At 36.8% G+C, this 21,262-nt stretch carries 19 protein-coding genes; 16 read left to right on the top strand and 3 right to left on the bottom strand.

What is annotated here, in order from left to right:
- Nucleotides 1–2: 2 nt before the first annotated feature.
- A complete protein-coding gene (locus HF990_RS11660; RefSeq protein WP_168412650.1) occupies nucleotides 3–662 on the bottom strand; it encodes an RsfA family transcriptional regulator in 660 nt (219 codons plus the stop codon).
- 250 nt (nucleotides 663–912) lie between these two features.
- Here HF990_RS11660 and HF990_RS11655 point away from each other — a divergent pair, with 250 nt between their 5' ends.
- The 3 genes from HF990_RS11655 (at nucleotide 913) to HF990_RS11645 (ending at nucleotide 4,047) form a co-directional block, all read left to right on the top strand.
- A complete protein-coding gene (locus tag HF990_RS11655; protein WP_016837294.1) occupies nucleotides 913–1,143 on the top strand; it encodes a YuzB family protein in 231 nt (76 codons plus the stop codon).
- Nucleotides 1,144–1,396: 253 nt separating this feature from the next.
- A complete protein-coding gene (locus tag HF990_RS11650) occupies nucleotides 1,397–2,701 on the top strand; it encodes an HD domain-containing protein (protein ID WP_026018988.1) in 1,305 nt (434 codons plus the stop codon).
- Between the two features lie 146 nt (nucleotides 2,702–2,847).
- Nucleotides 2,848–4,047, top strand: coding sequence for a polysaccharide deacetylase family protein (locus HF990_RS11645; protein ID WP_096550300.1), 1,200 nt, complete (start codon nucleotides 2,848–2,850; stop codon nucleotides 4,045–4,047).
- 44 nt (nucleotides 4,048–4,091) lie between these two features.
- Here the strand turns inward: HF990_RS11645 and HF990_RS11640 are convergent, their stop codons facing one another.
- A complete protein-coding gene (locus tag HF990_RS11640) occupies nucleotides 4,092–4,277 on the bottom strand; it encodes a 2-hydroxymuconate tautomerase (protein WP_016837291.1) in 186 nt (61 codons plus the stop codon).
- Nucleotides 4,278–4,347: 70 nt separating this feature from the next.
- Between HF990_RS11640 and HF990_RS11635 the strand changes: the two genes are divergently transcribed.
- Nucleotides 4,348–4,869: a YwhD family protein gene (locus tag HF990_RS11635; protein ID WP_016837290.1), complete on the top strand. Its 522-nt coding sequence runs from the start codon at nucleotides 4,348–4,350 to the stop codon at nucleotides 4,867–4,869.
- Between the two features lie 304 nt (nucleotides 4,870–5,173).
- Here HF990_RS11635 and HF990_RS11630 read toward each other — a convergent pair whose 3' ends face one another.
- The gene (locus tag HF990_RS11630; protein ID WP_168412649.1) at nucleotides 5,174–7,231 is read right to left on the bottom strand and encodes a transglycosylase domain-containing protein; all 2,058 of its coding nucleotides are present in this window, start codon (nucleotides 7,229–7,231) and stop codon (nucleotides 5,174–5,176) included.
- A 285-nt stretch (nucleotides 7,232–7,516) separates the two neighbouring features.
- Here HF990_RS11630 and speB point away from each other — a divergent pair, with 285 nt between their 5' ends.
- The 12 genes from speB to HF990_RS11570 all read left to right on the top strand — a co-directional run bounded on the left by speB (nucleotide 7,517) and on the right by HF990_RS11570 (nucleotide 21,097).
- Nucleotides 7,517–8,389 carry an agmatinase gene (speB, locus tag HF990_RS11625; RefSeq protein WP_096550302.1) on the top strand — a complete coding sequence of 291 codons (873 nt, stop codon included), beginning with the start codon at nucleotides 7,517–7,519 and terminating at the stop codon, nucleotides 8,387–8,389.
- A 184-nt stretch (nucleotides 8,390–8,573) separates the two neighbouring features.
- Entirely contained in the window at nucleotides 8,574–9,011 is a 438-nt protein-coding gene (locus HF990_RS11620; protein ID WP_016837287.1) for a YwiB family protein, read from the top strand.
- Nucleotides 9,008–10,675: an arginine--tRNA ligase gene (argS, locus tag HF990_RS11615; RefSeq protein ID WP_016837286.1), complete on the top strand. Its 1,668-nt coding sequence runs from the start codon at nucleotides 9,008–9,010 to the stop codon at nucleotides 10,673–10,675. Before HF990_RS11620 ends, argS begins: the two co-directional genes overlap by 4 nt.
- 318 nt (nucleotides 10,676–10,993) lie before the next feature.
- Nucleotides 10,994–12,166, top strand: a complete 1,173-nt coding sequence (locus HF990_RS11610; protein WP_016837285.1) for an acyl-CoA dehydrogenase family protein — start codon at nucleotides 10,994–10,996, stop codon at nucleotides 12,164–12,166.
- An 18-nt stretch (nucleotides 12,167–12,184) separates the two neighbouring features.
- Nucleotides 12,185–13,066, top strand: a complete 882-nt coding sequence (locus tag HF990_RS11605) for a transporter substrate-binding domain-containing protein (protein WP_168412648.1) — start codon at nucleotides 12,185–12,187, stop codon at nucleotides 13,064–13,066.
- A gap of 73 nt (nucleotides 13,067–13,139) precedes the next feature.
- On the top strand, nucleotides 13,140–13,853 hold the full coding sequence (locus tag HF990_RS11600) for an amino acid ABC transporter permease (RefSeq protein ID WP_168412647.1): 714 nt from the start codon (nucleotides 13,140–13,142) through the stop codon (nucleotides 13,851–13,853).
- A 15-nt stretch (nucleotides 13,854–13,868) separates the two neighbouring features.
- The gene (locus HF990_RS11595) at nucleotides 13,869–14,573 is read left to right on the top strand and encodes an amino acid ABC transporter permease (protein ID WP_168412646.1); all 705 of its coding nucleotides are present in this window, start codon (nucleotides 13,869–13,871) and stop codon (nucleotides 14,571–14,573) included.
- Between the two features lie 15 nt (nucleotides 14,574–14,588).
- Nucleotides 14,589–15,344, top strand: a complete 756-nt coding sequence (locus tag HF990_RS11590) for an amino acid ABC transporter ATP-binding protein (protein ID WP_168412645.1) — start codon at nucleotides 14,589–14,591, stop codon at nucleotides 15,342–15,344.
- A 292-nt stretch (nucleotides 15,345–15,636) separates the two neighbouring features.
- Complete coding sequence (locus tag HF990_RS11585; RefSeq protein ID WP_016837280.1) at nucleotides 15,637–16,629, top strand: FecCD family ABC transporter permease; 993 nt, start codon at nucleotides 15,637–15,639, stop codon at nucleotides 16,627–16,629.
- A 13-nt stretch (nucleotides 16,630–16,642) separates the two neighbouring features.
- A complete protein-coding gene (locus HF990_RS11580; RefSeq protein WP_168412644.1) occupies nucleotides 16,643–18,109 on the top strand; it encodes an adenosylcobinamide amidohydrolase in 1,467 nt (488 codons plus the stop codon).
- Complete coding sequence (locus tag HF990_RS11575) at nucleotides 18,106–18,666, top strand: cob(I)yrinic acid a,c-diamide adenosyltransferase (protein ID WP_016837278.1); 561 nt, start codon at nucleotides 18,106–18,108, stop codon at nucleotides 18,664–18,666. Before HF990_RS11580 ends, HF990_RS11575 begins: the two co-directional genes overlap by 4 nt.
- A 280-nt stretch (nucleotides 18,667–18,946) precedes the next feature.
- Nucleotides 18,947–21,097, top strand: a complete 2,151-nt coding sequence (locus HF990_RS11570) for a (Fe-S)-binding protein (protein ID WP_016837277.1) — start codon at nucleotides 18,947–18,949, stop codon at nucleotides 21,095–21,097.
- The last annotated feature ends 165 nt before the right edge of the window (nucleotides 21,098–21,262 follow it).

Genomic DNA, 21,262 nt, shown 5'->3' with positions numbered 1-21,262 from the left:
CATTAGTTCGGCACATCTACGTTTTCTTTACTAGAATTCATGTGAGTATAATCAGCGACTAAGTTTCCGTTCTTCTCCATTTTGAAAACAGGTGCAATGCGCGGTTCTTCATCTTCCAACGTAACAAGTCTGCGAGCGCGATTCATAATTTGAACGAATTGTTCGTAATCTTCCCGGATTTGTTTGTTTTCCTTGCGCAATCTTTCGATTTCTTTTTCTAATTCTTTTATTTTTTCAGTAGCAGAGTTTGCGATTTGACGCCATTTAGTAGCTTCATTGTCATGTCCACTTTGAGACTGTAAACGCAACAAATAAGCAATAACAATATCTAAATTCATATCAGATAAGGAGATTGGCTTGGATTGTTCTCCATCACTGCTAGGAAGTAAATAAACACCTGGTGAACGTCGTCTACCGTTCATCCCTAATAATTTCATTCGCTCTTTACGAATTCTTTTCGCTTCTTCTAGTTCTTTTTCATAGCGTTTGCGAACAACGGCATTCCAACGGAAACCACATGCTGCTGCAGTTCTATTTAATTTGTCTCCTGCTTCCTCAAAAGCGTTTAGTTGAGTACTGCCTTCTTTCACATGTCTTAATACTGCTTCAGCAAGTAGTTCATCGTTTTCTTTCAGCCAAGCATCTTGTCGAACTTTAACCATCGTTTAACCTCCTGTTAATATAGTAGTTTTTTATTATCAAAACTTATCGTGTCCAACAAGTTCCAAATTTATTCATTTTTCTTTTAAAATTTTTATATGAATTTACTAAAATGCTCCTTTCGTAAATGCATTTCAGTCCTTTGATGGATATTTGTCTTTTTTACTTGAATCGTTGTAACGTAATGGTCTAAAATATCACTTAGGCTAAAAGTAGAATTGAATTTGTATTATAGAAAGGGTTGTTGATCTTATGGCGGCAAACGAATTTAAAGTTTGCGATGAATGTCAAGCCGTCAATTTAAAAACGTTGATTCCTAAATTAAAAAAGCTTGATCCTGATGCAACGATTGTCATAGGCTGCCAATCATATTGCGGGCCTGGTCGCAAGAAAACGTTTACTTTCGTCAACGGGAGACCAGTCAATGCATTAACAGAAGAAGAATTAATGGAAAAAGTCAAAGCGAAATTAAAAATGGATTAAACAAAAGCTACTTTCTATTGTGGTAGAAGGTAGCTTGTTTTTTTATTAGTTTTTGAAAAATGCGTTGTTTTTAAACGAAGGATTTGGGGAAATCTACAAAATACTTGAAAGTTCTTGTATTTACTTGCGGTTTCTTACAATTTGAAACGATACTAAAAAAACTTCTCTGAATGATACCATTTACGTGTAAATAAATAGAAACTTTCTTATAATAGATAGTAAGAATTGGAAGGAACGAGGTGCAGTCATTTTGGTGGAATATGCAAAAAGAAAACTTGCAGAAGAAAAAGTATTTAAAGATCCCGTGCACCGATATGTTCATGTTCGTGACCAAGTGATTTGGGATTTAATTGGAACAAAAGAATTTCAACGGTTGCGTCGAATTCGCCAATTAGGTACAACTTACCTTGTATTTCATGGTGCAGAGCATAGTCGCTTTAACCATTCTTTAGGTGTATATGAAGTTGTTCGTCGCATTGTGGATGATGTATTTCATGGAAGATCTGATTGGAATGATGATGAGCGACTTCTTGTGCTATGTGCAGCACTACTCCACGATTTAGGCCACGGACCATTTTCTCATGCCTTTGAAAATGTATTTAAAACCGATCATGAATATTTTACGAGGCAAATATTATTGGGAGAAACAGAAGTCAATACGGTATTAAAAAGAGTATCGGAAGATTTTCCTGAAAAAGTGGCACAAGTCATTGAAAAAACCTATGAAAATCAACTGGTCGTAAGCTTGATTTCCAGCCAAATAGATGCGGATCGAATGGATTACTTACAAAGAGATGCATATTATACTGGCGTTAGTTATGGACATTTCGATATGGAAAGAATTCTTAGAGTAATGCGGCCGAGAAAAGGAAAAGTTGTTATTAAATCAAGTGGAATGCATGCGGTGGAAGACTATATCATGTCCCGCTATCAAATGTATTTGCAAGTCTATTTCCACCCGGTTTCTCGAAGTGCGGAAGTATTATTAAATAACATCTTGAAAAGAACGAAGCATTTATATGAGCAAGGTTATCAATTTACTGTCGAACCCGTTCATTTTAAATCCTTTTTTGAAAATAATATAACGGTAGAAGATTACCTTGAATTAGACGAATATTTATTGATCACTTATTTTAAATTGTGGATGAAAGAAAAGGATCCTATTTTACAAGATTTGAGTACGAGATTCGTGACCCGCAAACTGTTTGAGTATATTAATCTCAATCCAGAAGAAGAGATGGAGCGCTTTGAGAAATTAAAAAATTTATTCCAACAAGCTGGTATTGAAACAGAATACTATATTTATCATGATTGCACTTCTGACTTACCTTACGATTACTATGAACCGGATGAAGAAACGAACCGAATGCCGATTTTTTTAGAAATGCCTAACGGTGAAATTAGAGAGCTATCAAAGGAATCTTATATTGTTGATGCTATCGCAGGCCGCATGAAAAAAGATCATAAAGTCTATTATCCAAAAGAAGTATTAATGGATTCAACTTTAGATCAATACTTGAAAGTAGAAATCGAGAAATTATTGAACGAAACAAAATAGCACCTTTTTGGAAGGTGTTATTCTTTTTGCTTAATTCACGAATTAATCATGGGGATATGGAAGATTTAAAGTTTTCTGTAATGATTTAGAAATTATATTATAATAGGATAATAATATATTTAATATTTTTAGAAAGGATTAACGACATGAAAATCGCTCATAAAATTATCGCTTTATTGCTTCCGCTTGTTTTTATGGCTATAAATATGGGGGAAGCAAGTACGGTTCGTTATGCCGTCCCATTGCAGGATAACGTCAAAATTTTTGATAATCGTACTGGTGAATTTATTCCTGTTGCCACCATGAAAAAAGATCAGCCGCTTGTTATTAATAAAGAATATGAACAAGATTGGTGGGAAATAAAATTTGGAAACGGCTATGCCTATATAAGTAAAAGCGATGTTTATCAATCAGAAACATGGACAACCCGTAACGTCAATACAAATGCAAAAAATTCAAATCAAACGGTATTAATCAATTACGATTTAGAAGTATATGATAATACTTCCGGAAAATTAGTTCCAATGGTATCCATTAAGGCAGGATTACGATATCCGGTGATTAGTGAGTTCGGAAACTTCTGGAAGGTAGATGTTGGCGGTCGAATTGGCTATATGCCAAAAGCAAGAACAAGTGTTGATAACGGTATACCGATATTGATGTACCACCATATTTTAACACCGGAAGAAAAAGCAAATTCTGTATATGCGAATGCTTCAACAACGATCACAACAACAGAATTTAACAGCCAGATGGAGTGGTTGAAGAAAAATCAGTTTGAGACGATTTCGCTATATGACTTAGAACGATATTTACATAAACAAGTAAATCTCCCTGCGAAAGCAGTTGTGCTGACCTTTGATGATGGGATTACAAGTATTAGGGAATATGCATATCCAGTGTTAAAGCAATATGGCTTCATTGCGGAACAATTTATTATTACGAGTAGAATTCCGAAATCAAAACAGCCTTTTCAATGGGACACGCTGCGTTTTTTCAGTCAACAAGATATGGATGAGATGAGCGATGTCTTTCACTACGGTAGCCATACCCACAACTTACATAGTTTAATCGGTAATAAAGCGAAGGGGCTTACAGTTTCAAGCGAAGAATTATATGAAGACTTATTAACAAGTCAAAATATTTTAGGTACATATTATTTTGCCTATCCTTTTGGTCAGTATGATCAACGCTTTATTGATACAGTGAAAAAAGCAGGTTATCGAATGGCTGTTTCTACGAGAAGAGGAAAAGTGAATTTAGGGGAAGATTTATACACACTCGAGCGTTTAGGAATTGAGCCGGGGCTTTCCATTAATGAATTTGCAAAAAAAGTGAGCAATTAAAAAATTTGAGGGTGCCGAATTGGTCACCCTCATCCTTTTGTACATTACTTATCTGAAGCGCGAACGCCGCCTGTAGCATAATGATTTTTAGACATTTCTTCAATAATAATTGTTACCGCTTCAGGTTTTGCATTAATTGTTTCAACTAGAGCTTCTGTTACTTTTTCAACCATCGCCTTTTTCTGTTCATCTGTGCGACCTTCTAACATTTTGATTGTAACTACTGGCATGACGCAACCTCCTAGTGGATAAATTTGAAGTATAATCATTATAATAGGTTTAAATGGAGGGGATGACAATATGACAAACGAAGAAAAACCAAAACAAAAAATGTCTTTTACCATTATAAAAAACGATCCAACAGATGGTCATAAAGGATTTGGAATAGGTACAATATCATTGGAGAATGTAACGCCAGTATTTATTGATATAGAAGAAAAACATGCATTTATCGATATGGGAGCAATGCATGCCAAGAGTGAAGTGGAAAAACGCATTAAATTTACGACAAACCGTGAAGATTCAGCTGGCGGTAAACCATATTGGCTTGTATGGGTCACTGTCGATATAAAAGAAGATGGACCATATTACGCAGGGGTTGCAGCATGCGAAATGGTTGTCAATAAAGAAAAGCGCAGAGGTTATAAGATACTTGCCGACCATGTAAATAAAATGGACAAATCATTAAAACGCAAAATTGTTGTCGATCATATGGATGATGATTCGAAAAAAATATTGGCGGATTTTCTACAAAATCACGATCTCGGCATGTGGGAACGAAGCAGTCAACAATTAAAAGATGAATTAGCTATAAAAAAATAAAAAATATATATACAGCAGATTTTATTGTCAATAGGATTTGTGAAAAAAGTATCTAAAAGTGTCAGATTTGTGACGAAACGTTGTAATATTCATTCCTTTGTTGAAACCATTCTAAAAAATAAGTACACTGAATTTATAGTTAAAATAATAGTATAGCTAGGACAAGGACATTTAGTAGATAGAGTAGAATCAATGTGGCATTTTATTTTCCCAAGCAAAATGTCTCATTTATCTCTGTTTACGAAAAAAGCTTTCTCTTTCGTGAAAATTCCAAGAAAGAGAAAGCTTATTTTTTTTATCTTTTTTAATTAAACAAACCTTTTAATGACTCGAATGGAAATAATTCAAAAAGACCATTCCAACCATCTTCATTAAAGAAATCAAAGTCTGTACATTTTTTCGTTGGAATATCTTCTTCCTTTAAATACATAAGACGTTGTTTTGGGCATGCGTCTGTCGCAAGTTTACCCGTTTCAATATCAATCATAACCCCTCTGACGCCTTTTGGTACTTCAAAAGATTCATTCGGTTTATCACGATGAACGGCCTCCATAAAATCAATCCATACTTGTTTATGGGCGGACATATCGGAAGAAGAAGATAACGTTTTTCCTTGATCATAGCCGTTCCAAACTCCAGTCGTAATGGATGGACTATAACCAATCAACCATTGATCTGAAACCGTTGTTCCCGATTTTGCCGCATACGTATGCGTCATTCTTGAACGAAGGGAAACCCCAGTTGCAGGGGAATAATCACTGAATACCGGGTCAAAAATGCCTGTCATCATTTGAGTTAATAGGAAAGCATCTTGTTCAGAAATGACTTGTTCTTCAGAAGGTTCTTCATATTCATACACAAGTTCGCCTTCCGCATTATGAATTGATAGAATTGTAGTCGGTTTTCGATATTGCCCTTTTGCAGCAATGATATTGTAAGCATTTGTTAAGTCATATAACGAGTTTTCAATCGTTCCGAGCGCCATGGATGGATTGTCTTTGTTGGAATATCTTAAATTAAATCTTTCAGAGATTTCTCGGAATTTATCGTAGCCGATTTGTTCTAATGTTTTAACTGCGTAAATGTTATCTGAAATCGCAATCGCCTGAGCCATCGACATGTCGCCATCTGCAAATTTTCCATTGACGTTTTGTGGCTTGTAGGTAGCCCGTCCATCATCGTAAGTAAAAATCGTTTCACCTACGTCTAAATAGGTGAGCGGTGTAAAGCCATTTTCCAGTGCTGCTGCATACAGGATTGGTTTTATCGCAGAACCGGGTTGACGAAGTGCTTGTGTTACGCGATTATAGGAACTTTCTCGATAATTACGTCCACCGACAAGGGCGGTTACTTGGCCAGTTTCTACATCCATGCTGACAAGTCCCACTTGTAATTCATTATCAGGCATATTTTTATTAATTGCCTCTTCAGCAGCCTTTTGGTGAGCTTGGTTTAACGTCGTTTTAATAATCCAGCCACCTTCTCGAATATTGAGTTTTTTCTCTTCCAAAATTTTCGTCGCTTCTTGCCACACAACATCCAAGAAATAAGGCGCAATCGTTTTAGAAGCAGTCCATTGATCATTTTTTAACACGATGTTTTCAGATAATGCTCGTTCCTTTTCTGCACTTGAAATTTTATTTTGCTCTTCCATTAACGATAAGATTAACTTTTGACGATTAAAGGCTTTGTCATAATTATTAAGAGGAGAATAGATACTTGGCCCTTTAGGGATGCCCGCAAGCAAAGCAGATTCAGCTAACGTTAAATCGCTTGCGGATTTACCAAAGTAATATCTACTTGCTGCTTCAGCTCCATACATGCCGTGACCATAGTTCACTGTATTCAAATAGGCTTCTAGTATTTCATCTTTAGAATAAAAGAGTTCCAAACGATATGCGTAAAGTGCTTCCATTATTTTACGAGACCATGTTTTTTCTAAAGTTAAATATAGATTCCGTGCTAATTGCTGGGTGATTGTACTTGCACCTTCCGCTTTACTGCGCGTTTTTAAGTCATTTAAAACGGCACTCGCAATTCTTGAATAATCAAAACCATTATGTTGATAGAAATCTTTATCTTCCACTGCAATCGTTGCCTCTATTAAATAAGGTGAAATTTCATCTAGTTCTTTCCAATATCGACGTTCAGCAGTAAAATAATCGCCAATTTGATTGCCGTTCCGGTCTAAGAATACGGATGCTTTCGTTATGATGAGTGGTGGAGCTCCAGCAACTTGCGCATAGATTCTTAAACCTACAAACGATACGACAATTGCACATAGAAAGGCAATCAAGTAAAAAGCAATATTTCGAATCTTTTTTTTCCGTCGAATATGTCGCTGATAACTACGTCTATCCATCCATTTCACCTCTTTTCAATCAACTAATTATAGTATGGACTTGAAATTTACTGTTTAATCGAAAATATACATAAAAAAACTGTTGCCTTTTGTCTAAAAACGTCTATACTTTTTCTGTATGAAAATTGTTTCATCTTGAAATGAAGTTTTTGTTTTCGTAATCAATAGTGAATACGAAAAATGTCGAATAAAGTTCCGGATTCTTTTGGATTCGAAATTTTCAGCTTTCAAGTAATAGGTACTAGAATTAGTGTAAGTAAAAGATGAATAGAGTAGGTGATTCATATGAGATTTGACGAAACATATTCTGGCAATGTTTTTATAAAAAGCCATCCTAATTACGAAGAATCAAAGGCAGTCCTATATGGTATGCCGATGGATTGGACAGTAAGTTTCCGCCCAGGTTCTCGCTTCGGTCCCGCAAGAATTCGTGAAGTTTCTGTTGGATTGGAAGAATATAGCCCATATCTAGACCGTGAATTAGAAGAAGTAAAATTTTTCGATGCAGGGGATATTCCACTTCCATTTGGGAATGCTCAAAAATCATTAGATGAAATTGAAAAGTTTGTAAAGAAAGTGTTAGCAGATGGGAAAATTCCTATCGGCATGGGTGGAGAGCATTTAGTGTCTTGGCCTGTAATGAAAGCTGTTTATGAAAAATACCCAGATTTAGCCATCCTTCATTTTGATGCTCATACGGATTTGCGCACAGATTATGAAGGAGAGCCATTAAGCCATGCTACGCCAATCCGAAAAATTGCGGAATTGATTGGTCCTCATAATGTATATTCTTTCGGTATTCGTTCTGGACTTAAAGAAGAATTTGAATGGGCGAAAGAAAACGGCATGTATATTGCGAAATTTGAAGTGTTAGAGCCTTTAAAAGAAGTACTTCCAACGCTTAAAGGTCGCAACGTTTATATCACGACGGATATCGATGTGCTAGATCCTGCATTTGCTCCTGGTACTGGTACAGTAGATTGCGGCGGCATTACATCAAAAGAACTGCTTGCATCAATCCATGAAATTGCAAGAAGTGAAGTAAATGTCGTTGGTTTTGACTTAGTAGAAGTAGCTCCTGTATACGACCACTCTGAAATGACAGCCAATACTGCTTCCAAACTATTAAGAGAAATGATTCTAGGTTGGATTAAATAAAAATCTTGATGCGATTAAAGTTCATTGGAAAACTTTAATCGCTTTTTTATTTGATATGGAAAACAGTTTAAAATGAAGCCAAAGCCTTGATATTTTTGAATTTTCATTCGTTCCCTTGAAATTTCTTGCAAGGCAATAATATAATGTATTAGTTATAGTAATACATAAGGAGTGCCCACAGGAAATGAGTGTTGAAAAAAACGTAAAAATAAAAGTCATTTCGACGATTTGCCCAATTGAAGGGGACGAGGAAACATATGAACTGTGGCTTCAAGGTGTTTGGCTAAAAAAGAACGGTAAAATGTATTTACGCTATGAAGAAATAATAGAAGACCAAACAATTCGTACAACAGTAAAAATGAATAACGACGATGCACTCATTTTGCGAAGTGGAGCTGTCAACATGCGGCTGCCTTTTAGCACAGAATGTAAACAAAATGGTCACTACGACACAATGTATGGCACGTTGCCATTGCAAACAAAAACTTATCACCTAGGGTTCGAACATGTAGATGAAGATAATATAAGTGGCAGATTTAATGTGCAATATGATTTAATTATTAGTGGACAATCAGTCGGTCATTATACATTGGAAATACAATACACGGAGGGACAAGCATGAATGCAGTAGGACAATTGCAAGAATCATTGAAAAACGCTTTAAAAGCTGCTGTTTTAAAAGCGCAAATTTTAGAAGAAGGAACGGATTTTCAAGTTCATATTGAAGTGCCAAAAGATCAAACAAAAGGTGACTTCGCAACAAACTTGGCGATGCAACTAACGAAGCTAGCAAAAAAACCCCCACGCCAAATAGCAGAAGCAATTGTTGAAAATTTAGAAACAGAAGGAACTGATATTGAAAAAGTTGAGATTGCAGGACCGGGCTTCATCAACATCTTTGTTCGCAAAGATTTCCTTGCAGATATTGTAAAAGCGGTGTTCGAACAAGGTGAAAATTATGGTCGCTCAAATAGCGGAGGCGGAGAAAAAATTCAAGTGGAGTTTGTATCGGCGAATCCAACAGGTGACCTTCACTTAGGACATGCTCGCGGTGCTGCATTCGGCGACTCCCTTTGCAATGTTTTAGATTTTGCAGGATATGACGTTACTCGTGAATATTACATTAACGATGCGGGAAATCAAATTAACAACTTGGCTTATTCCCTAGAAGCGCGTTACAAACAAGCGTTGGGACTTGATGCGGAAATGCCGGAAGATGGCTACTATGGCCAAGACATTATTGAGATTGCAAACAAACTTGTTGAACGATACGGCGATTCTATTTTAGAAAAATCCGATGAAGAACGTTTTAACTTCTTCCGTGAAAATGGATTAGCTCTTGAATTAGAAAAATTGAAAAAGGACTTAGAAAACTTCAGAGTTCGATTTGATGTATGGTATTCCGAAACTTCATTATATAAAAATGGAAAAATTGACCACGCTTTAAATAAATTAAGAGAAAACGGCCACGTTTATGAACAGGATGGAGCGACTTGGTTCCGCTCAACAACATTTGGCGACGATAAAGACCGCGTTCTCATTAAATCAGACGGTTCATACACATACTTAACACCAGATATTGCATACCATGAAGATAAAATTCAACGCGGTTTCGATAAACTGATTAACGTTTGGGGAGCAGACCATCATGGTTATATTCCGCGTATGAAAGCGGCAATTCAAGCTCTTGGCTATGATCGTGATAAATTAGAAGTCGAAGTCATCCAAATGGTGCAGCTTTATAAAAACGGCGAAAAATATAAAATGAGTAAACGTACAGGTAATGCTGTAACAATGCGTGAGCTGGTGGAAGAAGTAGGGCTTGATGCAGTACGATACTACTTTGTGAAAACCGCTTGCGATTCCCATATGGACTTTGACCTTGATCTTGCAGTTGCAGAATCAAACGAAAACCCTGTATACTACGCACAATACGCTCATGCACGTATTTGTTCTATTTTGCGCAGTGCAGAAGAACAAGGATTCCAAGCATCATTAGAAAACTTACATTTATTAACGGATGAAAAATCAGAGGAAGTGTTGAAAAAGGTAGGTACTTTCCCACAAATCGTAGCAGAAGCAGCAAAACATCGCACTCCTCACCGCATTGCGAACTATACTCAAGAATTAGCAGCGGCATTCCACAGCTTCTACAACGCGGAAAAAGTGTTAAATCCGGATAATAAAGAATTAACAGAAGCGCGTCTCTCATTAATTCAAGCTGTTCGAGTAACTCTTGCCAACGCATTAAGACTAATCGGCGTTTCAGCACCAGAAAAAATGTAATTTGTTTTAAACCAGCTTCATAATAGGGGCTGGTTTTTTTCTTTTGTATTCTTATAAAATTTATAGGAATTATATTGACATTGAATGTACGATTGAGTAAAATTTGATTAATATAAATCCAACTAAACAAGTTGGTATTAAGTGATTGATAAAGATGTAGTTTCTATAAAATAACAATTCCGACTAATGAACTAAGAATATATTGACTAATAATGTCGAAAAAAGTAAAATCATGACGTAGTAAATATCATTAAGTTGGGTTTTTTTGTTGGAAAAATAAGAGATCCCTTTTTATTGTGAAAGGCAGGTAAATCTTACTTGAAAGAACTATTTATTAAAACCGAAAAACAACGGGAATGGCTTGAAAAGTTAGCTGTTTTGGAAAAATCTATGAAAGAAAATGCCCAACGAAACGATGAAGAATCGATTTTCCCTCATGAAAATATAAAAAGGTTACGTGAGATTGGATATCCAAAAGTTACTTTGCCTACCGAATATGGTGGCGAGGGGATGAATGTTTATGATGCAATATTACTGCAAGAAACGTTAGGTAGTTATGATGGCAGTACAGCTCTTTCCATTGGATGGACTCTGCTCACGGTAGGGGATGTATATGAAACGAAAAGCTGGGCAGAAGAAAAGCTTAAAGAATTTGCAAACGATGTAAAAAACGGAGCAATCATCAATAAAATTTTCAGTGAAGTCATTACAGGAAGTCCAGTCCGTGGTGGCCGTCCTGGAACAAGCGCTGTTAAGAAAGGAAACAAGTGGGTGATCAATGGTCGTAAAGCTTATGCAACATGTTCACCTGAGTTAGATTATTTCTTAGTAACCGCTTGGATTCCAGAAATTGAAAATATCGGAAACTTCCTAATTCATAAAGATACAGAAGGCCTTTCAATCGATGAAACTTGGGACGTAATAGCCATGAAATCGACTGGCAGTCACGATCTAGTTTTAGAAAATGTAGAAGTAGATGAATCAAATTTAGTAGAAATTCCGAAATATCAAACAGGCTTTAAATTGAATGGATGGCTATTAATCATTCCAGCTACATATCTAGGAATTGCGCAAGCAGCTCGCGATTATGCAGTGGAATTTGCCAATACACACTCACCAAATAGCATTAAAGGAACGATTGCAACATTGCCGAACGTTCAAGCATTAATTGGAGAAATTGATTTGCTACTGATGCAAGCTCGCTATACCCTTTATGGTGCAGCCCAAAGTTGTATCGATTTAATGCAAAAAGGTGAAATTTCAACAGAAGACGCTGCCAACATTGCAAATGCAGTCAATGTAGCAAAATATACCGTTACAAATAATGCAATTCAAGTCGTGGATAAAGCAATGCGCGTGGTAGGAGCAAGAAGTTTACAACGCAACAATCCGCTTCAACGATATTATCGCGATGTTCGCGCAGGACTTCATAATCCACCAATGGATGATTTAACAATAAAAAAATTAGCAGAATCAGCATTAAAATTATAATTTTAGGAGGAAACAACAATGAATTTTAAAAAATTTTTTAAATTAGGAGCGATTGGTTTACTAGCAGCATCCCTTGCTGCATGTGGTGGAGGAAATGAAACATCTACTACTGAAAACGAAAATTCTCAAGATTCATCCGATGTGAAAAAAATTAAAGTAGCTTATGCAATTTCTTGGAAGCCGATTACGTATCAAGATGAAAACGGTGAACCAGCAGGATACGAATTAGATATGCTAAGACTTGTTGATGAAAAATTGGAAGACTATGAATTTGAATATATCGGAACTACAGACGATGATTTATTAATCGGTGTAGAACAAGGGAAATACGATTTAGGGGTTAAAAACATTTTCTATACAGATGAACGTGCAGAAAAATATGTTTTCCCTAAAGAATTCACAGGATTAAGCAGCGTTGGATTACTATTGAAAAAAGAAAATGAACATATTAAAGATTTATCAGATTTCGCAGCTGCTGGTTTAGAATTAGCTCCAATTGCAGCTAATAACGCTCAATACACAGTAGTAGCGAAATACAACGAAGAAAATCCGGATAACCAAGTGAAATTAGTTGCTGGCGATACATTTGCTGTGGACGCTGTACAATGGGTAAACGAAGGACGTGCAGATGGTGCAATTGCACTTGAACCAGTTATCGATAAACAAATTAACGATCCAGAAGGTCCATACCATAATCTAAAAGACGAAGTAGTGTATAACGAGTTCACTGTGATCAAAACTTGGACATTATTTAACAAAAACAATCAAGAATTGGCAGATGCTTTCGACGAAGTAATTAAAGAAATTAAACAAACAAATGCATTAAACGAATTAATGGTTAAACACTATGGACGTGACCTATTTGAAGTATTAGAAAGAGTAGAAGGTCAGTCTAAATAATCATCTTGATATATGGGCTGTTGGGTACCAATCACCTTACAGCCTTCATTTTTTCATGAAAAGTGGTGAGAGAATGTTTGAAAAGTATTTTGATATTGGCTATTTATGGGGAGCATTTCCGCAATTATTGCCATACTTAAAAATCACTTTTGCTGTGGCGGGTCTTGCCGTATTCTTTGGTACATTGCTTGGCTTAGTCCTTGCTTTTATGAAAATGGGCAAAAGTAGGGTACTACAAGTAATCGCCCATGGATATACAACGATTATGCGTTGTACGCCATCCATCGTTCTATTGTTTTTAGTCTACTATGGTGTTCCATTTTTAGCAGATTCATTGTTTAATGTGAATTTACAAAATATTTATACAGGTGTTTTTGTCGTTATTACGTTCTCATTACAATTTGCAGCCATGATGTCTGAAGTGACTCGTTCCGCAATTCAATCCATTGATAAAGGACAATTTGAGGCGGCGGTAAGTGTTGGGCTGACGCCATGGCAAGCATACAGACGCATCATTTTCCCGCAAGCTTTTGTTGTAGCTCTTCCTAACTTCGGAAACGGTCTAATTGCCATTTTACAAGAAGGGGCATTAGCTTACACAATTGGATTTATCGACATTGTTGGAAAAGCAAACCTGATTATTGCAAGTAACTTTAATTCCCATGCGTTAGAAATTTACATTGCATTAGCCGTGATTTATTGGGTTATTTCCATTGTCATTGAAAAAATATTCGAACTCCTTGAAAAAACTTTCAGCAAAGGTTCCCGCTCGATAAAGGCATCGTAGGAGGTGGAGTAACAAATGTTAAATACAGAATTTTTAATAGATACGTTTTTCGTTGCATTATCAGGCGTGCCGATCGCATTGCTTGTGACTGTTGTTGCTCTTGCGATTGCTTTGCCGATTGGGTTTTTCTTCGCTTTAACAAGAATTAATAAAATTCCGGTGCTGAATCAACTAGCGAAAATTTATGTATCATTCGTTCGCGGTACGCCAATCATTATCCAAATTTTCGTTTTATATAGTTTTATACCGATTCTATTAAATATGACGTTTGAAAAATATAACATCGATTATGAAGTGTATAAAATTCATCCGATATGGTATGCATTCGTTATTTTCGCTTTCAACAAGTCAGCCGTTTTAATTGAAGTATTCCGCTCGGCCTTATCGACTGTTGAAAAAGGACAATTGGAAGCTGCCTATTCTGTCGGTTTAACGACAGCTCAAGCATATCGAAGAATTATTATTCCGCAAGCTCTTGTCTCTGCCTTGCCAAACATTGCGAATACAACTGTAAACTTAATTAAAGCAACCTCATTAGGTTATGCCATCTCCTTACAAGAGATTACATTAAAGGCAAAAGTAGCAGCAAACTTTGGTTATAACTATTTGGAAGCATATATTGATATTTTCATTGTCTATTTAATTATTTGTATTGCGGTCGAACAATTATTTAAGTATTTAGAGAAACGGTTAAGCCGTTACAAAGTTGCCAATGCTTAAGGAAGGAGGCAAATAATGTTAGAGATTAAAGATATTCATAAATCCTTTGGTAAAAATGAGATTTTAAAAGGTGTAGATTTAAAGATAAATAAAGGGGACGTTGTAGTCATTCTAGGTCCAAGTGGTTCCGGGAAAACGACACTGCTTAGATGCATTAACTTTTTAGAAAGAGCAGATAAAGGAACTGCAAGATTCGGGGACTTAGAAGTAGATTTAAAAAATGCGACGAAAAAAGAAGTGCAACAAGTACGTAAAAAAACTGCCTTCGTATTCCAAAACTATAATTTATTTAACAATAAACCGGCCATTGAAAACGTAATGGAAGGGTTAGTTATTGCTCGCAAAGTGCCGAAAGCCGAAGCGAGAGAAATTGCGAAAAAAGCATTAGATAAAGTCGGTTTATTCGAAAAATATGACTATTATCCAAGCCAGCTATCAGGAGGGCAGCAACAGCGTGTTGGAATTGCTCGTGCTGTCGCTTTAAACCCGGATATTATTTTATTTGACGAGCCAACATCCGCTCTTGACCCAGAACTAGTAGGGGAAGTATTAAATACGATGAAAGAGATTGCCAATGAAGGTACGACGATGCTTGTTGTTACCCATGAGATGGGCTTTGCAAAAGACGTCGCAAATAAAGTGATTTTCATGGACGGCGGTGTGATTGTTGAAGAAGGTACACCACATGATATTTTTGTTTCGCCTAAAGAGATTCGAACAAAACAATTTTTACGTCGTGTATTGCCAGGTTCTTTTGATTACGAAATTTAATCTTCATTTAATGAAACGCTCTCATGTTAAAGATTTGAGAGTGTTTTTTTGTACCTTTTTCTGTTTTTTAGAATTCGTACGATAATTCTTATAGAATAAGCTATAATTAAGAATAATTATGATGAAATTTTCTGGGTGAAGAGTGCACAATCTTCGAGGGAGAAAGGTACGCATGTAGGCTATCTGTTTCTCGTTTTATGGCGGGAGTTTTTTTATTTTTCAAAAGTTGATACGAATCAATTGGAGGACGTATGGAAACTTACTATACATATTTTAGAGGGGTAGAGGATAGATGATGAAGAAAAAATTATTACTCGCTTACAGCTCCTCTATTTTTCTATTACTTATAAGCTTTTGGTTTGGGGTATCAATCGGTTCTGTTGATATTCCATTATCATCTTTATGGAATGAAGAAATCAATCCGAGAGCATTTAGTATTTTATGGAATATTCGCATGCCTCGCGTTATATTAGCTGGGTTTGTTGGAGCATCTCTTGCCATCGCAGGTGCAGCCTTTCAAGGATTGCTGCGAAATCCGTTGGCTGATCCATACACGATTGGCGTTTCATCAGGGGCTTCTGTCGGGGCTATATCCACCATTTTTTTTGGTATTTCAATTCCTTTTATTGGCTCCTATACTATTGCAATTTTCGGGATGTTAGGAGCCTTTATTACATTAATTACTGTACTTATTTTTGCCCGCCTCATCGACCGATCATTGAAAATGGAGACGCTTATTTTAACAGGAGTGATTTTTAGCTCCTTTTTAGCATCTTGCATTTCTTTATTAACTGCATTATCCCATGAAGAATTAAAGCCCATTGTAGGCTGGCTTCTTGGAAGTGTGGCGATGCGAGGGTGGTCTTACGTTAATATATTATTTCCGTTCTTGCTGATTGGCTCTTTTATTTTGTGGCTGAATCGAAGAGAATTAAATGTGATGATGTACGGAGATGACCGGGCTACTGCTTTAGGAGTCAATGTAAAGCGAAGCAAGTACGCCATTTTAATTGGTGGATCTGTATTAACGGGAGCTGCGGTCAGCGTTTCAGGAACAATTGGTTTTGTTGGTTTAGTTGTCCCTCACATGACAAGAATGGTTTGGGGAACAGATCATCGTCATTTACTGCCATTATCTTTTATGAACGGAGCGAGTTTATTAATCATTTGTGATTTAATATCCCGTACCATTGTTGCACCAGAAGAATTGCCGATTGGGGTCATTACGGCATTTATCGGCGCACCTGTATTTGCTTATATTTTCTATAAACAACGCCGCAAGTAAGGGGGGGATATTGGTGCTAAAGGTAGAACAGATTTCTGGTGGCTATCATCAAACCCCAATCGTTCGGGATATCTCTTTTTTGGTAAATAAAGGAGAGTTCCTCGGCATATTAGGTCCGAACGGATGTGGGAAGTCCACCTTGATTAAAATGATTAGCGGCATATTAAAACCAACTTCAGGAAAAGTTTTAATTGACGGGATACCTATTGAAAAGCTGAATCCTCGTCAATTAGCAAAAAAAATGACCGTTTTGCCGCAAATGCAAAGCAATACATTTTCTACAACCGTTCGGGAAACCGTTGAAATAGGCCGTTATCCACACCAATCTGGATTTTTCTCAAGTTGGTCGGAAGAAGATGAAGAAGCGGTTATAAAAGCTATGGAACTGACGGACGTACTAAAATATCAGGATACCAATTTAGAATTTTTATCCGGTGGAGAGAGGCAACGGGTGTTTATTGCCCAGGCTTTAGCCCAATCCTCTGAGCTTCTATTGTTAGATGAACCGACAAACTATTTAGATATTGCACACCAAAAACAAATTTTAGATATGATACGTAAAGAAGTGACGGAACATGGTTTAACCGTTGTATCGGTATTTCATGATATCAATTTAGCCTCCCTATATTGCGATCATTTATTGCTCATGGAGGCTGGGAGCGTAAAAGCATACGGTGAGCCTCATGAAGTGATTATTGAGCAGCAAATCATGGATGTATATGAAGCACGTATTTCAACGCAAGCCCATCCTGAGCAACCGAAACCGCAAATGGCAATTCTCCCAGATTTTGAAGAGCAGAGAAAGGAAAAATCCGTTTCCTTATCCAATATACAAAAGGGAGAGGATTACATTGCCTTTATTGCTGAATTTCCTTTAAAAGTGTTGTCATCAGCGGTTCATAATGCAGGTTTAGGATGGTATGCAACATTCATCAATCGAACAGTTCCACAAGAATATGATATAGAAAATGTGAAAACTGAATTTTTGCAATATATAATTGAAAAGGGCTTTTCACCAACGAATACAGTAGGAATGATGACGGCGGTCGATACGAAAAAAGCGGTGATGAAAGAATATCTTGCACCTTTTGGCAGCCTTATTGTCATTGTCACAGCTGGAATTGGCGGAGCTATCGATGTATCTCATGCCTATGAACGAACAGCATATCAAACCATTGGGACAATCAATACATGGGTAATTATCAATGGAAAGCTGTCCGAAGAGGCTTTCGTGCAAGGGATGATGACTGCAACAGAAGCCAAATCGAAGGCACTACAAACAGAAAAGGTTATGGATAAATTATCAAATACCATTGCCACTGGTACACCGACTGATAGCCTGCTAGTTGCTGCGACGCAACAAGGAGAATTTATGCAATATGCCGGTCCTCTTACAGAAGTAGGGAAAATGATTGGCAAAGGGGTTTATGAAGCAACGGTGGAAGCCATTCAAATTTATAAAAGGGAGATGGAACGATGAAAATTTATACAAAAACAGGGGATCAAGGGAAAACGAGTTTAATTGGTGGTCGAGTTAGTAAAGATCACGTTCGTGTGGAAGCGTATGGAACAATCGATGAATTGAATTCATTTATTGGTAAAGCTGTAACGGAATTAGATCCAAATAAATTTCAAGATATTCTGAAGGATCTTGAAACAATCCAACACGAACTTTTTGATTGCGGTGGGGATTTAGCAAATGTCATGAAAGAAAGAAAATACAAATTGCAGGAAGCTTCCGTAGAGGCGTTAGAAAAACGTATTGATGTACTTTCTGAGGAAGTGCCACCAATTAAACGATTTATTTTGCCAGGCGGATCACCGGCAGCAGCAACACTCCATATTGCTCGAACGGTGACAAGACGCGCAGAGCGACAGGTTGTTACGCTGATGAATGAAGTAGAAGATGTCCCAGGAGTAATTCAAAAATATTTAAATCGTCTTTCAGATTATTTCTTTGTTGCTGCTCGTGCCGTGAATTATCGCTTGAATGTAAAAGATGTGGAATATATTCGAGGCGGCGATGTATTTAGATAATACTGTATATTAAAATATTGAATTTGCTATAGTAAAAAAAATCCAAGTGTGAAATTTTTTATGTTGCGCTTGGATTTTTGTATTTTAGGCAATATTTTTGTAAAAATTTCTACTTTTTTAATTGTGTAAAATTATATATCATATTTAGTAAATATAGTATTCTAGTTCAACCAGCTAAAAATTTAGAAATTTTCGAATAGTTGTTGACTGAATGCTCATTCATAATTAAAATGAATGATATAAATTGTTGTGTTCACATGACAAACAAGGGGGATTAGATATGAATGGTTTTTTGCTAGTGAACGGGTTATTATTTATAGCCGTTGTTCTGTATGCAGTTTATCTGTTTGTTTATTCAGTGAAAACAAGATTAGAATATATTAAACTTGGTAAAAAAGAAGAGTTGGAAATCAGTTTCAAAGAGCGATTTGAGAATTTTTGGATTAACGTTCTTGGACAAAACAAATTGTTCAAAGATCGTAAAAGTGGTGTAATGCACCTTATTTTGTTTTATGCATTTTTTATTATTCAATTAGGATTAATTGAATTAATCATCAAAGGATTTATTCCAGGATATACATTTCCGTTAGGAGCTCTTCATCCATTCTTCACTTTTATGCAAGAGTGGACGATGTTTTTAATGTTATGTGCTCTTGTTTATGCAGCTTATCGCCGTTATGGTGAAAAGCTAACACGTTTACAATGGAAAAGAGATAAGAAAGCGGCTTTTGTATATATTGCGTTAATTACACTATGTCTTTCTATTTTCCTTGCTCTAGGTTTTGAAACGGTTGCACATGAAAATGAGCCGAATTTTGTCATTGCTCCATTTTCAGGTATATTTGCATTCCTTTTTGGCGGCTTAAGCCCGGTAGTTGCAAATGTGCTATTTAATGTATTTTGGTGGGTACATATGTTAGCGGTGTTCACATTCCTCGTATTTGTACCCCAATCTAAACAATTCCACGAAGTATTTGTTACGATTGGTCTTTTCTTCAAAAGAGCAGGAAAAGCTGGTCGCTTGCGCAAAATCGACTTCGAGGATGAAGAAGCAGAATCATTTGGTGTTGGAAAAATTGAAGATTTTACAAGAATCCAATTGTTAGACTTATATTCTTGTGTAGAATGCGGACGTTGTACAAATATGTGTCCAGCATCCGGCACTGGAAAAATGTTATCGCCAATGGATTTAATTGTTAAACTACGTGACCATTTAACGTATACTGGTGCCGTTGTGACAAAGAAAAAACCTTGGGTGCCAACGTTAGTTTGGAATAAAACGAAAGGTAATCAACTGGCAATGGCGGCAGGTGCTGAAGGTGCGGTCATTGAAGATATTTATTCTCCATCATTAATTGGTGATATTATTACAGAAGAAGAGATTTGGGCTTGTACAACTTGCCGAAATTGTGAAGATCAATGTCCAGTAATGAATGAGCATGTTGATAAAATTATCGATTTACGCCGTTATTTAACGATGACAGAAGGAAAAATTAATCCTGATGCACAACGAGCGTTAAATAATATTGAGCGCCAAGGAAATCCATGGGGGCTTAACCGTAAAGAAAGAGAGAACTGGCGTGACTCAGATTCAACTGTTCACATTCCAACAGTAAAAGAAGCAATGAAATCTGAAGAAGGCTTCGAATATTTATTCTGGGTAGGTTCCATGGGTTCATTCGATAACCGTTCACAAAAAATCGCGATGTCTTTCGCTAGATTATTAAATGCAGCGGGTGTTAAATTTGCGATTTTAGGAAATAAGGAGAAAAACTCTGGTGATACACCGAGACGTCTTGGAAACGAGTTTTTATTCCAAGAACTAGCTCAAGGAAACATTCAAGAGTTCGAGAAATATGGCGTGAAAAAGATTGTAACAATCGATCCACACGCATACAACATCTTCAAAAATGAATATAAAGATTTCGGATGGGAAGGGGAAGTTTATCACCATACGGAATTGTTATACAAGCTCATTGAGGAAGGCAAGCTTGTATTGAACCACCGTGTGGATGAAACAATCGTATTCCACGATTCCTGCTATTTAGGACGCTATAACAACGTATATGATGCGCCACGTGAAATTTTAAAAGCAATTCCTGGCGTGAAATTAGTAGAGATGGAACGCAACCGTGAAACAGCAATGTGCTGCGGTGCAGGCGGTGGATTAATGTGGATGGAAGACCGTGTTGGAAATCGCATTAACGTTGCTCGTACAGAACAAGCATTAGCGACAAATGCATCTGTGATTTCTGCAGGCTGTCCATACTGCTTAACGATGCTTACAGACGGTACGAAAGCAAAAGAAGTGGAAGACAAAATCGGAACATATGATGTGTGTGAATTGTTAGAACGATCTGTCTTCGGAGAAAGAGCAAAAGAAATCGAATCGGATGAATCATCACAAGAAGAAACTGTAGAAGTACAGTAAAAAAGTTTGAAGTAGTGCAAATCGTGTATTTGCACTACTTTTCGTGCGCCCGGCATGTACATGAACTATAGGGTGTAAGTCCCGAACCCCGAAGACAGAAGTAGAGGTTAGCCAAGAGCAAGGGTGTCCGTGGTGACGCGGAATCTGAAGGAAGCTGGAGGCAAA

Source organism: Ureibacillus thermosphaericus (genome assembly GCF_012396605.1).
Lineage (GTDB): Bacteria > Bacillota > Bacilli > Bacillales_A > Planococcaceae > Ureibacillus > Ureibacillus thermosphaericus.
This window is presented reverse-complemented; position numbering and strand designations above follow the sequence as displayed.

Bases quoted from the DNA above. Each gene is read 5' to 3' on its own strand.
- argS (WP_016837286.1), top strand. From the start codon at position 9,008: ATGAATGCAGTAGGACAATTGCAAGAATCATTGAAAAACGCTTTAAAA.
- HF990_RS11585 (WP_016837280.1), top strand. From the start codon at position 15,637: ATGATGAAGAAAAAATTATTACTCGCTTACAGCTCCTCTATTTTTCTA.
- HF990_RS11640 (WP_016837291.1), bottom strand. From the start codon at position 4,277: ATGCCAGTAGTTACAATCAAAATGTTAGAAGGTCGCACAGATGAACAG.
- HF990_RS11605 (WP_168412648.1), top strand. From the start codon at position 12,185: ATGAATTTTAAAAAATTTTTTAAATTAGGAGCGATTGGTTTACTAGCA.
- HF990_RS11630 (WP_168412649.1), bottom strand. From the start codon at position 7,231: ATGGATAGACGTAGTTATCAGCGACATATTCGACGGAAAAAAAAGATT.
- HF990_RS11655 (WP_016837294.1), top strand. From the start codon at position 913: ATGGCGGCAAACGAATTTAAAGTTTGCGATGAATGTCAAGCCGTCAAT.
- HF990_RS11570 (WP_016837277.1), top strand. From the start codon at position 18,947: ATGAATGGTTTTTTGCTAGTGAACGGGTTATTATTTATAGCCGTTGTT.
- HF990_RS11620 (WP_016837287.1), top strand. From the start codon at position 8,574: ATGAGTGTTGAAAAAAACGTAAAAATAAAAGTCATTTCGACGATTTGC.
- HF990_RS11595 (WP_168412646.1), top strand. From the start codon at position 13,869: ATGTTAAATACAGAATTTTTAATAGATACGTTTTTCGTTGCATTATCA.
- HF990_RS11635 (WP_016837290.1), top strand. From the start codon at position 4,348: ATGACAAACGAAGAAAAACCAAAACAAAAAATGTCTTTTACCATTATA.
- HF990_RS11600 (WP_168412647.1), top strand. From the start codon at position 13,140: ATGTTTGAAAAGTATTTTGATATTGGCTATTTATGGGGAGCATTTCCG.
- HF990_RS11590 (WP_168412645.1), top strand. From the start codon at position 14,589: ATGTTAGAGATTAAAGATATTCATAAATCCTTTGGTAAAAATGAGATT.
- HF990_RS11575 (WP_016837278.1), top strand. From the start codon at position 18,106: ATGAAAATTTATACAAAAACAGGGGATCAAGGGAAAACGAGTTTAATT.
- HF990_RS11645 (WP_096550300.1), top strand. From the start codon at position 2,848: ATGAAAATCGCTCATAAAATTATCGCTTTATTGCTTCCGCTTGTTTTT.
- speB (WP_096550302.1), top strand. From the start codon at position 7,517: ATGAGATTTGACGAAACATATTCTGGCAATGTTTTTATAAAAAGCCAT.
- HF990_RS11660 (WP_168412650.1), bottom strand. From the start codon at position 662: ATGGTTAAAGTTCGACAAGATGCTTGGCTGAAAGAAAACGATGAACTA.